The organism is Shewanella sp. Isolate8, from assembly GCF_022398495.1.
GTDB lineage: Bacteria > Pseudomonadota > Gammaproteobacteria > Enterobacterales > Shewanellaceae > Shewanella > Shewanella aquimarina.
On record NZ_JAKEVI010000001.1, the window covers coordinates 1415079 to 1428135 of the forward strand.

At 53.2% G+C, this 13057-nt stretch carries 18 protein-coding genes and 1 riboswitch; of the genes, 15 read left to right on the plus strand and 3 right to left on the minus strand.

Annotation, left to right across the window (positions count from 1 at the left end; translation table 11 throughout):
* The first annotated feature begins 139 nt into the window (after positions 1 to 139).
* The 10 genes from hinT (at position 140) to L1D43_RS06320 (ending at position 7819) form a co-directional block, all read left to right on the plus strand.
* Positions 140 to 490: a purine nucleoside phosphoramidase gene (gene hinT / locus L1D43_RS06275; RefSeq protein WP_041511480.1), complete on the plus strand. Its 351-nt coding sequence runs from the start codon at positions 140 to 142 to the stop codon at positions 488 to 490.
* A 30-nt stretch (positions 491 to 520) separates the two neighbouring features.
* A complete protein-coding gene (locus L1D43_RS06280) occupies positions 521 to 1018 on the plus strand; it encodes a PaaI family thioesterase (protein WP_239850359.1) in 498 nt (165 codons plus the stop codon).
* Positions 1015 to 1479 (plus strand): PaaI family thioesterase, encoded by a 465-nt coding sequence (locus tag L1D43_RS06285; protein ID WP_041511478.1) that lies wholly within the window; start codon positions 1015 to 1017, stop codon positions 1477 to 1479. Before L1D43_RS06280 ends, L1D43_RS06285 begins: the two co-directional genes overlap by 4 nt.
* Positions 1480 to 1511: 32 nt before the next feature.
* Positions 1512 to 1901, plus strand: coding sequence for a YcfL family protein (locus tag L1D43_RS06290; protein ID WP_239850360.1), 390 nt, complete (start codon positions 1512 to 1514; stop codon positions 1899 to 1901).
* A gap of 127 nt (positions 1902 to 2028) precedes the next feature.
* A riboswitch (TPP riboswitch) is annotated at positions 2029 to 2150 on the plus strand.
* Positions 2151 to 2222: 72 nt separating this feature from the next.
* Positions 2223 to 4364: a TonB-dependent receptor gene (locus tag L1D43_RS06295; protein ID WP_239850361.1), complete on the plus strand. Its 2142-nt coding sequence runs from the start codon at positions 2223 to 2225 to the stop codon at positions 4362 to 4364.
* A 62-nt stretch (positions 4365 to 4426) separates the two neighbouring features.
* Positions 4427 to 4687, plus strand: coding sequence for a hypothetical protein (locus tag L1D43_RS06300; RefSeq protein WP_041511475.1), 261 nt, complete (start codon positions 4427 to 4429; stop codon positions 4685 to 4687).
* A gap of 41 nt (positions 4688 to 4728) precedes the next feature.
* On the plus strand, positions 4729 to 5376 hold the full coding sequence (gene pnuC, locus L1D43_RS06305; RefSeq protein WP_239850362.1) for a nicotinamide riboside transporter PnuC: 648 nt from the start codon (positions 4729 to 4731) through the stop codon (positions 5374 to 5376).
* Positions 5377 to 5415: 39 nt separating this feature from the next.
* Entirely contained in the window at positions 5416 to 6432 is a 1017-nt protein-coding gene (locus L1D43_RS06310) for a phosphotransferase (protein WP_239850363.1), read from the plus strand.
* 152 nt (positions 6433 to 6584) lie between these two features.
* Positions 6585 to 7175 (plus strand): DoxX family protein, encoded by a 591-nt coding sequence (locus L1D43_RS06315; RefSeq protein WP_239850364.1) that lies wholly within the window; start codon positions 6585 to 6587, stop codon positions 7173 to 7175.
* Between the two features lie 95 nt (positions 7176 to 7270).
* Positions 7271 to 7819, plus strand: a complete 549-nt coding sequence (locus L1D43_RS06320; protein ID WP_239850365.1) for an NAD(P)H nitroreductase — start codon at positions 7271 to 7273, stop codon at positions 7817 to 7819.
* 238 nt (positions 7820 to 8057) lie between these two features.
* On the opposite strand, the gene L1D43_RS06325 is transcribed toward L1D43_RS06320, so the two are convergent.
* Both L1D43_RS06325 and L1D43_RS06330 read right to left on the minus strand, forming a co-directional pair.
* Entirely contained in the window at positions 8058 to 8789 is a 732-nt protein-coding gene (locus L1D43_RS06325; RefSeq protein ID WP_239850366.1) for an MBL fold metallo-hydrolase, read from the minus strand.
* Between the two features lie 42 nt (positions 8790 to 8831).
* Positions 8832 to 9449 carry a chemotaxis protein gene (locus tag L1D43_RS06330; RefSeq protein WP_239850367.1) on the minus strand — a complete coding sequence of 206 codons (618 nt, stop codon included), beginning with the start codon at positions 9447 to 9449 and terminating at the stop codon, positions 8832 to 8834.
* A gap of 76 nt (positions 9450 to 9525) precedes the next feature.
* Between L1D43_RS06330 and L1D43_RS06335 the strand changes: the two genes are divergently transcribed.
* The 5 genes from L1D43_RS06335 to L1D43_RS06355 all read left to right on the plus strand — a co-directional run bounded on the left by L1D43_RS06335 (position 9526) and on the right by L1D43_RS06355 (position 12468).
* Complete coding sequence (locus tag L1D43_RS06335) at positions 9526 to 10029, plus strand: GNAT family N-acetyltransferase (protein WP_239850368.1); 504 nt, start codon at positions 9526 to 9528, stop codon at positions 10027 to 10029.
* Between the two features lie 217 nt (positions 10030 to 10246).
* Complete coding sequence (locus tag L1D43_RS06340) at positions 10247 to 10852, plus strand: GNAT family protein (protein ID WP_239850369.1); 606 nt, start codon at positions 10247 to 10249, stop codon at positions 10850 to 10852.
* Positions 10853 to 11042: 190 nt separating this feature from the next.
* Positions 11043 to 11495, plus strand: a complete 453-nt coding sequence (locus tag L1D43_RS06345) for a GNAT family N-acetyltransferase (RefSeq protein WP_239850370.1) — start codon at positions 11043 to 11045, stop codon at positions 11493 to 11495.
* A gap of 47 nt (positions 11496 to 11542) precedes the next feature.
* Positions 11543 to 11941 carry a hypothetical protein gene (locus tag L1D43_RS06350; RefSeq protein WP_041511466.1) on the plus strand — a complete coding sequence of 133 codons (399 nt, stop codon included), beginning with the start codon at positions 11543 to 11545 and terminating at the stop codon, positions 11939 to 11941.
* 137 nt (positions 11942 to 12078) lie between these two features.
* Positions 12079 to 12468 carry a hypothetical protein gene (locus L1D43_RS06355; RefSeq protein ID WP_239850371.1) on the plus strand — a complete coding sequence of 130 codons (390 nt, stop codon included), beginning with the start codon at positions 12079 to 12081 and terminating at the stop codon, positions 12466 to 12468.
* A 339-nt stretch (positions 12469 to 12807) separates the two neighbouring features.
* On the opposite strand, the gene L1D43_RS06360 is transcribed toward L1D43_RS06355, so the two are convergent.
* A complete protein-coding gene (locus L1D43_RS06360; protein WP_041511464.1) occupies positions 12808 to 13041 on the minus strand; it encodes a hypothetical protein in 234 nt (77 codons plus the stop codon).
* Positions 13042 to 13057: the final 16 nt, after the last annotated feature.

Here is a 13057-nt window from a genome sequence, read left to right on the forward strand (position 1 = left end):
CATCTGGTGGGCTTTTTTGATCTCTGTGCTAAAAATCATCACTCGTTAACCGAGTTAACTCCTTTATTTATATGAAGGATCACAAATTGGTCATTTGTGAGTATACTGACAGGAATAACGTCACATCGAGGATAGTGCAATGGCCGAAGAGACCATTTTCAGTAAAATTATTAGACGCGAAATTCCCGCCGATATCCTATATCAAGATGAGTTGGTCACGGCCTTTCGCGACATTCAACCTAAGGCGCCAACCCATATTCTCATCATCCCTAACCATCTTATTCCGACGGTTAACGATGTGAAGGCATCTGACGAGAAGGCATTAGGGCGCATGATGACGGTGGCGGCTAAGCTGGCTGATGAGGCGGGGATCGCCGAAGACGGTTATCGTCTCATCATGAACTGTAATAAGCATGGCGGCCAGGAAGTCTTCCATATTCATATGCACCTATTAGGCGGCGATTTTATGGGACCGCTGGTGTCGCGTTAATCCTGACTTACTTCTGGACTGTGTTGAGCAATGAAGACAAATCCTGATTTTTTCCCGCTGACGGACTTGGCCACACGCTTTGTCGGCCAGCTAGTGCAGTGCCGCCGACTCGGACTCAGTGTGCTTGAAGCCAGCGAACAGCACGTGTTGATCGAGCTTCCCTATAGCAGCGAGCTGATCGGTTACCCCGATACCGGTGTGATACACGGCGGGGTGATCACCACCTTGATGGACACCGCCTGTGGTACGGCGGTGGTGTGCAATATTTTCGATAAGTACAAGTCACTTGAGTTATCGCCAACGCTGGATCTGAGAGTCGATTACATGAAACCGGCCGAGCCAAATAAGAGCGTTTACGGTTTTGCGGAGTGTTATAAGCTCTCTTCGAGCGTGGCCTTTACTCGCGCCATCGCCTATCAGGATTCTATCGATGACCCTATCGCCCATGCGGTGGGCTCTTTCATGCGCATCAGCCCAGAGATGGTGGGTGATGCCTTCAGACAGGCCTTGATGGGAGAAGGGGAATGACCATGGTTTCGCCAGAGGCTAATCAGGCACTAAACGTTAAAGATATCGTCAAGAAGGCCACCGAGCTCAACGATTTCGGTCACCTATTGGCACACGTACCTTATGCAAAGTTTATCGGCATGCAGGTGGCACGCTTTGGCGACGAGCTGGTGTTTCAGCTACCCAAGAAAGATGAGAATATCGGTAATCCAACCCTGCCGGCCATTCATGGCGGGGTGATCGCCGGTTTCATGGAGATGTCGGCCATCGTACAGTTGATGGTATTTATGCAGACCACTAAGGTACCCAAAATTGTCGACTTCTCTATCGATTACCTGCGAGCCGGCCATCATAGAGACAGTTTTGCCGAGTGCAAGATCACTCGCCAAGGGCGACGTGTGGCCAACGTTAACATCAACTGCTGGCAAACCAACCGTAAGGCGTTGATCGCCACGGCACGTGCCCATTTTCTGATAGAGTAACCGAGTCAATGGTCGGCGTTAGGAGGGTAAAGATGAACAAGGGATTAGTGTTAGGCTGGATGTTATTGGGACTGGCAGCCTGTGCGCCGCATACCGGCGGCATCATGACCAGCTCTACCGGCGAGGTGCGGGTGGACAACGGCTCCTTCCACTCGGATGTGGATGTCAGTGGGGTGACGACCCAGGCTGAGGCCGGTTTCTTGCGGGCCCGCGCTACCGTTATCAGCAAGGCGGCTACAGATCTCCATCTGCAATATAAGTTCACCTGGTACGATATCAATGGTGCGACGGTGGAAGATGAGGGCGTAAGCTGGAAGGCGCTTAAGCTCCATGGCAAGCAGCAGATGCAGGTAACGGCGCTGTCGCCTAATGCCACTGCGGTGCGCTGCGAACTCTATGTGCGCGAGGCCATTTCCAATTAAAAATCGCTTTCATGGATGAGTCTAGCGAATGATTTGATGAAAACGTCAGCAATGCTGGCGTTTTTTATGGGTCAGGCGCAAATTTTGCGTTAAATATGTCAACTCTTTGTATGAGTCATGTATAATCGGCCTCGCCAAGGGGTGTTAACGCCAAGCCATAGGCTTTGTGATTGACTGAGATGTCCGCTGGACGAACCCTTAGAACCTGATCCGGCTAATACCGGCGTAGGAATGGGCCACATCACTAGATTCAACGCGATCTGTCTGTGCATTCTTTCTCGCTTTCTTAAGTGCCGGATCTCAATATTAATTTGAGGTCCCATGTTTACATTAAAATCTTATTCACCCATCGCCCTTGCCGTCGCTGCGGCGTTAACTCACACCAGCCTTATGGCGAGCGATACGCCGCCGACTAATGACGAGATGGAAGTGATCGTCGTCACCTCTGATTTTCGCCAATCCAGCCTGGACAAGGTGCCATCGAGCATCAGCGTTATCGACCAACAGCAGATAGAAGACGAGGGCGCCCAGCACTTCGAAGACGTACTCAACGGTATTGCCAACTTCAACTGGTCTGGCGGCAGCTCACGGGCAAAATATTTCCAGATCCGCGGCGTCGGCGAGCAGGAGGAGTATCAGGGGGCGCCTAACTCCTCCGTGGGCTATATCATAGACGACATAGATCTGTCTGGTATTGGGATGATCTCCAGCATGTACGATCTGCAGCAGGTCGAGGTGTTGCGTGGTCCTCAGGGGACTCGCTATGGTGCCAACGCACTGGCGGGACTCATCTATCTTAAGAGTAACGATCCCACCTCAGTATTCGAACATGGCGCCGAGGTGCAACTGGGTGACGATAACCTGCGCACCTATAGCGGCTTCAGCTCAGGTCCATTAAGCGATTCGGGCAAGCTCTTGTACCGCGTATCGCTGCAGCAACATGAGCAGAACGGCTATCGTGACAACCTTTACCTGGGCCGAGACGACACCAACGGCCGAGATGAATTTACCGGCCGCATCAAGCTGCGCTGGTATGCCACAGACGATCTGGTGGCAGATCTCAGCCTGATGCACGCCGATTTTAACAATGGCTATGATGCCTGGACACTGGACAACAACGGCTTCGATACTCTTACCGATGAACCTGGTGTCGATAAGCAGCGCACCACGGGTGGCTCACTGAAGCTGACCTACTCGGGCGCCGACAGCTTCGAGCTGGTCTCATTAAGTTCAATGGCTCAGAGTGATACTCACCACGGCTATGACGGTGACTGGGCAAATCCTGCATATTGGGCGGCCCGCAGCTGTGAGGGTGAGCCCTGCCAGTATGACTACACCTGGAACAAGCTGGGCGAGAGAACCACCCTGTCTCAGGAGTTTCGTCTAAGCTCCACGGAGGCGGGACGTATCTTAGGCGGTAGCACAGACTGGTTGGTGGGTGTCTATGGCCTGAGACTCACAGAAGACAACGACACCACCGAGGTCTACAACGGCTGGGAAGACAATCTCATGGCCGAGTATGAGGCGACTAACCTGGCCGTTTTCGCCCAGTTAGACAGCGACCTGGGCCATGGCTATGCGCTCTCAGTCGGTGCGCGTCTCGAGCGCCGCGAGAGTGACTACAGCGACTCGGCCAACGATGCCTTCGCGCCGTCTGAGAACATGTGGGGTGGCCATATTGCCCTGAGCAAGACGTTGAGCCCAGAGCATCAGGCCTATGCGCGTATCGCCCGTGGCTATAAGGCGGGTGGTTTCAACATGTCGCTGCCGACCTCATTGAGTGATAAGAAAGAGTTCCAGGCCGAGACACTGTACAACTATGAGCTTGGCCTCAAGTCCGAGTGGCTCGATGGCGACGCCACCACGCATTTCTCGCTGTTTTACATGGACAGACGCGATCAGCAGGTCTCTGCCTCACAGCAAAACCCGGATGAACCACAGAAGTTCATTCTCTATATCGAAAACGCCGGTAGCTCCCACAACTATGGTGCCGAGCTGGAAGCCAACTGGTACGCCACTGATAACCTTAAGCTATACGGCACGCTGGGCTGGTTAGAGACCGCCTATGGCGATTACGCCTACCAGGATAAGTACGGTGGACTGGTGGATCTCAGTGGCCGCGAACTGGCTCACTCGCCTAACCTTACCTATAGCGCGGGGGTGACCTATCGCAGCGATCTGGGGTGGTTCGCCAACCTGACCACAAGTGGCAAGAGTGAGTTCTACTACTCAGACAGCAACGATTCCAAGTCAGAGCCCTATACTATCTTCAATGCCCGTGTTGGTTATGAGACAGAGACCTGGTCGGCTTACCTTTGGGGTCGCAACCTGTTTGACGAGCAGTATGGGGTGCGCGGCTTCTATTTCGGTAACGAGCCAGATAACGGCTGGGCCGACAAGCAATATATCCGCTACGGCGATCCTCGCCAGCTAGGCGTTACACTTAACGTCAAGTTTATGTAATCGCCTGTATAGTTGCTTATTACGACAGGGGCGGGCAGGGCTCGCCCCATTAAGGAGTTAAGATGAAATTAACGGCTGAAATCAGCATGTATCCCCTCAAGGATAACTATATCGATCCCATCAAATGGTTTATCGGCAGGGTAGATGGTTACCCCAACATAGAGCGCCGTACCAATGCCATGGCCACTCAGGTGTGTGGTGAGTATGGCGAGGTAATGCAGATGTTGGCCACCGAGATGGAGGCCGCCCACCAGAAGTGGGGCAAGGCGGTGTTCGTGGTCAAGTTTATCGGCGGTGAGCTGGACCTGTCTCATCAGGAATAAGGCCAAAAGGCGAATAAGTTAACGGGAGCGACACTCATCCTATGATAGATTTCTGGTCCGCTTTGGTCAGCACCCTGACCCAGGCTTTCGAGCAGGCCAACGCCATGACGGCCTGGGAGGCCGTTGCCGTGGTCTTGGCACTGGCCTACCTGGCGCTGGCGATGCGCGGCAACATCTGGTGCTGGGCGGCGGCGTTTGTCAGCACCGCCATCTATACCTTGCTGTTTTGGGAGGTTTCCCTGCTGATGGAGTCGCTGCTCAACGTCTACTACATGGCGATGGCCGGCTACGGCTTTTGGCTGTGGCGCTATGGCGGCGGTGAAGACCATGGTGTCGAGGTGGTGAGCTGGTCGCTGGGACGGCATATCTATCTGATTGTCGCGACCAGCGTGGTTTCCCTGGTGGTCGGCCATTTGATGGCGAGCTACACTCAGGCCTCTTACCCATATCTGGACGCCGCAACCAGCTGCTTTGCCGTGATGACTACCTATCTGGTGGCTCGCAAGGTGCTTGAGAACTGGCTCTACTGGGTGGTCATCGATCTGGTCTCCATCTATCTCTATCTCAACAAGGGCTTGATGCTCACCTCTATGCTGTTCATCCTGTATGTGGGCATGGCGATTGGGGGCTACTTTCTGTGGCGCACCAGCATGCAGCAGCCAAGCGAGGCGGATTACTCCTATGACTAATGCGGGCCGTGCTGTGACACCTGTCGAGGCTAGCGGCTGATGTCTGGCGATAGTCGGCGTGATGGCTTGCATGAAAGCCTGCCTGAGGCGGTTAAGACGCAGCTGGCCAGCCTTGGCTGCCCACTCGATGCGACCACACATATACAGGCGCTCTCGCGGGGGCTGAGCAACCAAAATTATCATCTGAGCAATGCCGGCAAGCAGCTGGTGCTGCGGGTCAACAGTCAGGCGAGTAGCCAGATCAGTGCCCGGGATCATGAGGTGGCGAACTGGCGTCTGGCACAGCGGCAAGGCATAGCTCCCGAGCTGGTATATGTGTCGCCTGACAACCGCTTCTATCTGAGTCGTTTCATCGACACAGAGGAAGATTGGAGCCGCCTGATGACGGCCAATCCCGCTCATCCGCTGCAGGATGAAGCCGTTACCCGAACCGATGCCGAGGTGTTGCTGCTGGAGCTGCTTCGCGGCCTGAGTTATCTGCCCGTGCCAGAGAACCCCATCTCTGTGAGCGAGCAGTGGCGGCGCTACTTTCAACGGTTAGCCAGCGTAGCCGAAGGTTGCCGAACTCCTGCGCCATATCGCGATCAATGGCAGCAGAGGTGGCTTGAGCTTAAGGCCCATCGAGTGCGCGTCGATGCCGTCCTTGCAGAGCTGGATGCCTGTGAGCTGGCACCGCAATACAGCCACCGCGATCTCAACCCCCATAATCTCTTGATGAGTCAGGGGCGGCTCTGGTGTATCGATTACGAATATGCCTGTAGCTCGCATCCCTTGGTGGATCTCGCCAGCGTGCTGGCGACCCATAGGCTCTCCACTGAGCAGCGCCATAAGTTGATTTTGGGCTACCTCGAGGGGCATCCCAAGCTAAACCACAAGGCGCAGGCGGCTATTCCGGCGGCGCTGGCACTCTATTGGTATTTTGCCGCCTGTTGGGCGCTGTTGATGGCCAGTCAGGGCGGGACAGAGGCGGGCGAGAGTGCACCAGATGCGAGTCTGCCTCACAGCGTGAGCGACTATCTGCAATGCTTCGACGACTTCATGGTGCTCATCGTCTGACTCTTCTATCTCCCCATCTCCCCATCTCCCCATCTCCCCATCTCCCCATCTTCCATACTCCTCTTACGCTTGTCTTTATGCAGTCTTGCTGAAATTAAATTGTTCAGCTAAGGGTCTATTAGGTAATGACAAAATAATGAGAGAGTGAGGTTATGCAGAAACTGTACGCTAAATTTACCCAGGGGATCGCCCAGCTTGATGGTGTGGCGGCCCTGGCATTGAGGCTTTATCTGGCGCCCGTACAGATGCAAGCGGGTTACAACAAGTTGTCCCACTTTAGCGATACGGCAGCATGGTTTGGCAATGCCGAGTGGGGATTAGGTCTGCCCATGCCCGCGGTGATGGTGGCACTGGCGGCTGGCAGCGAGTTTGTCGGCGGGATCTTGTTGATCCTGGGCTTAGCCACCCGATTGATCTCAATTCCCTTGATGGTCACCATGGCGGTGGCGGCCTTTAGCGTGCATTGGAAAAATGGCTGGTTGGCCATCGCCGATCCTAGCTCTTGGCTGGCCAATGAGCAGGTATTGGCGTCCGCCGAAAAACTCGCGGCGGCCAAGTCGCTGTTGCTGGAGTATGGAAATTATGACTGGCTGACCTCCTCGGGTAACTTTGTGATCCTCAATAACGGCATCGAGTTTGCCGTGACCTATCTGTTCATGCTGTTTGCCTTGTTGATCATAGGTGGTGGACGTTATACCAGCCTGGACTATTGGATTGCCCGCAAGTATCAGCCAAAGGCTTAAGCAAACGCGGTAGAGTGTAAATCCCACTGTTTTGGTGGGATTTTTTTTACCAATTTGTTACCCTCGTGGTCGGTATTAATGACAGGATAATCTTTGTGGATGCGATCGAACTTCTGTTGACTCGGCAGTCTTGCCCCAGATTAGTCGCCCCGGCTCCCGATGAGGCGCAATTAGCCCAGATCTTAAACGCCGCGGTGCGAGTGCCGGACCATGCCGGCCTTACGCCGTGGGAATTTATCGTCGCCGAGGGTGATGGTTTAACCCGCCTGGCGGATCATTTTGTGAAGGCCATGGAGCAAGATGGTGGCGACGAGGCGGCAGTCGCTAAGGCGGCCAACATGCCGATGCGCGCCCCTATGGTGGTGACTGTGGTGGCTAAGGTCAGCGATCATCCTAAGGTGCCGGCGCTCGAGCAACATATTGCCGCGGGCTGTGCCTGTATGGCAATGCAGCAGGCGGCCTTCGCCCTGGGGTTAGGTGGCATCTGGCGCACCGGCCCCTTGGCCTTTAATCGTTATCTGCACCGGGAACTAGGCCTGGGCGAGCAAGATCAGATAGTGGGCTTCCTCTATCTGGGCACGCCCGCGGTGAAGGCGCCGTTAAAGCCGCAAAAATCTGCTGGTTCGGCGGTGCGTTACCTCTGATAAGAGGGATAGCCCTAGTTTTAGGAAGCGATAGAGATTGTGAAGCCTGGCCAGGGACTTTCGACTTTGGTCGGGTTTACAGGGCGGTAAAAACTGGCAAAGTGGTCAGGAGCCTGCATCCTACCTATGCAAGGTTTTCACCCTAAGTGATTGTGTTGCCCGCTTGCTGCGGGCATTTTTTTGTCTGTGGGAAGAGGTAGCTAAGACGCTAACGCTAGCCCCCAGCATAAACTCTTTTTTATACCCCCACACCCACATTGAGGCTCTCGAACCAGTCGAGGAACTGCTTTACCTGGGGACCGCGGAAGATCCTGCCGTGCTGAGGGCAGAGGTATTGAATATCCAGCTTACGCACCCGCTTTATCCAGTCATTCTTGGCACGATTTGATGGCATCCACCTCTGATGAAAATAGGCCATCTTGGCGCAGTGTTGCTCGAAATCATCCACATAAATATCAGCCTGGGGATCCTCCAGCGCCGCGCCAATATCGCCGCTCATCAAGACCTTAGTCACAGGGTCGTAAACATGAAAGTTACCCGAGGCATGCAGGTAGTGGGCGGGAATAAACTGCAACTCGACTTGATCTAGGCTCACGCTGCCGCCGTTGTCGGCGATAGGCTCATAGCTGATGTTATTCATGCCGAAGTGGCGGATAAATCCCTCCCATAGCCAGGGAGAGTAGAGCTTGGCCTTGGGCAGGGTTTGGTCCCACAGGCCGAGTGAGGAGATGATGTCCGGGTCCTGATGAGAGGCGAACAGATGGGTCAGCTGGCTCAGGGGGATATGCTTGACGATGTTGGCCAGCATGGCCGCAAACAGCTCAATGCCGCCGGGATCCATCAGCAGGGCATGATGGCTGCTTACCACCATGTATTGGTTGGTGTCGATGATCTTATCGGGTTTTTCGGGGTCGCGACCGAAGTAGAGCCATTTGTGGGTGGGGGTTTCTATGATTAGCTCACTCTTCATGGTGTGACTCCTTGTCGTTAGCTTTTCAGTAAAAAGGGGGGCTCAGGGGGCTGTGTTGCCAAATAGGGTAATGGCATGGTCGACCCGGCGGCGGATCAACTGGGCCACATCGTCCACCCGGTTAGCCACGTCGTTGAATATGGTCTGGTTGGCGGTATCGACCCGACACGCCTCGATGCGGCAGATGGAGGCCAGAATGTTGGCGGTGCGTAGATTACGTTTAAGTTCAAACAGCTGGTTTTCCATCTTGTCGATCAGGCGATCAAATTCCTGCTGTAACTTGCTGTGATGGGCCTGAGTGGCCTCAACGGCCGGGTTGATGGTGTCGCCATAGGGCGCGCCATTGGCCTTGAGTTTTGCTCGCTGGAAATGATTTAGCGCGACCGCCGCCCTGGCGGTCTCTGTGGCGAGTCGACTGGTCTGATGGGCCAGTTGATTGATGTCGGTGGCCGCCTTCATGGTGTAGGAGGCCAGATCGTCGATGAAGCCGGTTAGCGCCTTAAAGCCGAGCGCCGCATTACCCACCCGCGCCGAGGCTGCCTGGGCATTGCTGGCGGTGAGATTTATCTGTTTGCAGTAGCTAAGTGTCTGATTGAGCTCGGCGGCGACCACTGCCGCAATGACATGATATTGACTGATTTTCGGCGCGTGTTGTGTCATTAGAACCACTTCCTATGTAGAACCAATCACAGTATAGTCGAGATCACCCAATGCGAAAGTAACCTAGGAGAATGAATTGCTTACCCTAGAAACAGAGCGTCTCGTCTTACGTGAAATGACAGTAAAAGACGCCCCCTTTATGCTGACCCTGCTCAACAGTCAGGGCTTTCTCGACAACATAGGCGATCGCGGCGTGCGCACCCTGGCGCAGGCGGAAAACCACCTCATCGAAGGGCCGATCAACAGCTATCAGGAACATGGCTATGGCATGTACTGCATCGAACTCAGGCAAAGTGGCGAGCCAGTCGGCGTGGCCGGCCTGGTGAACCGCGAGCAGTTGCACGGTATCGACCTTGGTTATGCTCTGTTGCCGGAATTTTTAGGTAAAGGTTATGCGGTCGAGGCCAGCCGCGCCGTGTTAGCTCACGCTAAGGCGCTCAGACTTAGCAGCCTGCTGGCGATAGTGAAAGAACGCAATGGTCCCTCCAGGGCGCTGCTTGAGAAGCTCGGCTTCCAATGTCAGGAACTTATCGCCTGGGGCGAGGGCGACGAAGTATTACTTTACAAGATAACACTTTAATTAAATTGGCTATTTTGATAGCGTGTGTATTAGCAATCTCGTGATCTAGCTTGTAAACAAACTCGGAAACTATCTGGTCACCGTCTTGAAAAAAGCGGTCTTGTAAAAAGCAGTCTTGTAAAAAAGTCATCGCGAGTAAACAAGGCCACTGGCTAGACAGGCAATTTCATCTATCGGTCATATGGCTTTGTTATAACAAACCCATTGGAGCATCAACATGAGTCAGGACGCATTGAGAGGCTGTTTAAGTGGTGAGCGTGTGGTGTTAGAGCCGCTGCAGGAGGAGCACATTCCCGCCCTGTCCATCGCAGTCAGCGACGGCGAACTGTGGAACCTCTGGTACACCTCGGCGCCCCATCCCGATGAGATGAAGACCTATGTCGAGCAGGCCCTGGCCAGCGAGCAGCGTGGTGAGGCGCTGGCGTTTGCCGTCAGAGACAGACACTCGGGGGAGATTGTCGGCTGTACCCGCCTGATGTCATGGGATCAGACCCACAGACGCATAGAGATAGGCCATACCTGGTATGCCAAGGGGGCGCAGCGCACAGGGGTAAACAGCGAGTGTAAACTCCTGCTGCTCACCTACGCCTTCGAGACCTTAGACGTGATTGCGGTAGAGTTTCGCACCCACTGGCACAATCAACGATCCCGCGAGGCGATCACCCGCCTGGGCGCCAAGCAAGATGGCGTGCTGCGAAATCATCGCATTCTGAAAGACGGCACCATACGCGATACCGTGGTTTACTCTATCATCGCCTCAGAGTGGCCGACCGTGAAACAGAACCTTAAGTTTCGAATGCGTCAGTATCAAGAACACCAATAATATCAATCACAGTAAATATGTGATCAGAAATAGCGCAGGAAAAACGCTTGAGAACAAAGCAGGATTTTTAGATAAGTAGTTATTCTACAATTAAAAATACTAATACAGTTATCGAGCGTTTTAACAAGCTAGAATGATCAATTGTTTATTACGATTGGTATAAGTTAACTTTAGATATCAGGGAGGATAAATGTCGGGAGAATTACGCAGGGCAAGCTTGGAAGATGCCGCCGTAGTCGCGAGTCTGTTTGACGAATATCGCCAGTTTTATGGCCAAATGAGCGATATCGACCTGGCCAACAAGTTTATCAACGCCAGATTGGCTCGCAAGGATGCGGTGATCTTCTTGATGTTGGATGCCCAGGGCTATGGCCTGGGTTTTTGTCAGCTCTATCCCAGTTTCAGTTCTATCCATGCTCGCGCCAATCTTATCTTGAGCGACCTCTATGTCACCCAGCATGCCCGCTGTGTCGGGGTAGGGCGGCGATTGATGAACACCGCCATCGATTATGCCAAGGCCAAGGGCATCGCCTCTATTTTCTTAGAAACCCATAAAGACAACCATCAGGCTCAGGCGCTGTATGAGTCTCTGGGCTTTAAGGTCGAGCAAGAATTTTTAAGCTATAACCTTGATATTCAGTGACATCTAAAGTAGAAATGGTTCAAACTCATTGCTCAAGGACAGTATTGATGCGCAAGACTCTCACACTTTCGCTGTTAGCCCTCATGGCCAATAGCGCCGCCGCAGCTCCCTCAGAAGCCGAATTGGCCTTTAACAAAGAGGTGCTGGAGTGCGCCGCCTATTATCAGATTGCTTCAGAGACTATCGCCGGCATGAATGCGCCGCAGATGAAGCCAGTGGGTGAAAGGCTTAAGCAATCTGGCCAGGACGCCGTCACCTTGGCGAAAAAGTATCAGGACGCCGACAAGGTGGAGCAGCAGCTAGCGGCGACCATCGCTGATCAAAGAGCCAGCCTGCCGAGCAACAACAATCTGGGCAGTCTCATGGGCCGCTACAAGGGGCCTTGCCAGAAGCTGATGGCCAATCCGCAGCAGCGCCTGGACTACTGGATCATGGCAACCATGTAAACTCGTCTGAGTGGCCGATTAATTTTTCGAAAAAGAGTGCGCTGGTGCACTCTTTTTTGATCGGGCATGAAACAAGGATTCGACTAGACTGGTCTAGGTAAGAGTGATCTTTACTCGCTCGTTTTCATGGAGACTCGATGAACATCTATTTTCTCATCGCCGGCATCATCGCCATCTTGACCTGTATCGGCCATTTTACCTTAGGTAAGACCCGTTTCTTAACCCCTATGCTTGAGGCCGATTTCGATCCCATCGCCAAATCTGTCATGCACTGCGTGTTTCACTATATCTCGGTCTTTCTGGTGCTATCGGCGCTGGTTCTGCTGGCCTGTTCCTTTGCCATGGTGTCTAGCATGCAAAGCTATGGCTTGCTGCTTTTTATCGCGCTGAATTTTGTGTTGTTTGCCATCTGGCAGATCTACATAGGGTATTTTGCTGAGATGAAGGGGGCGTTTCGTTCTATGTTTCAGTGGATCTTCTTCGCCCTAGTGAGTGCCTTTACCCTGGCGGGTATCTTGCTTAATTAATCAAAGGGCTAATCTAGCGCTAAACCTAACGTTAAACCTAGCGCTAAATTTAGCGCTAGGTGAGGGGCGAATCTAGGGTGATTCCAGGGTGAAGCAAGGATAGCGCTAGGATGCCAGGGAAGGGGATACAGGCTTAGTGTTGTGTGAATCTAACTCTCGCAATAAAGCTGAATCTCACGATAAATCTAAGTCTCACGATAAAGCTAAGTCTCAGGATAATAAAATTCACGAATCTAAAGCTCTCGAAGCTAAAGCTCTCAAAGCTAAAGCGAGTAAATCGAAATCTCGTGAACCTAAAGCTCATACTAATAGCTTATCGACTCAAGTTAGGCTAGGACGTTATTCGCCCAGTGGCGCACTCGCTTCGTAGCAGCTGTTCGTGGCCTGGCAATCATTGTCCTGGCTGCTGAGGTAAGTGGTGTTCAGTGCTGGCTCATCATCTTTAAAGTTGGCCCACTCGCTCTTGATGGTCGATAGCCAGCCATCTTCTTCTGCGCCCAAGTAATTGGAGACGTCGACAAAGGTCAGCCAGAAGGCATAGGCCACGATTGAATAAATTGTAAAACGAAACATGATTTTCACCCTAGCG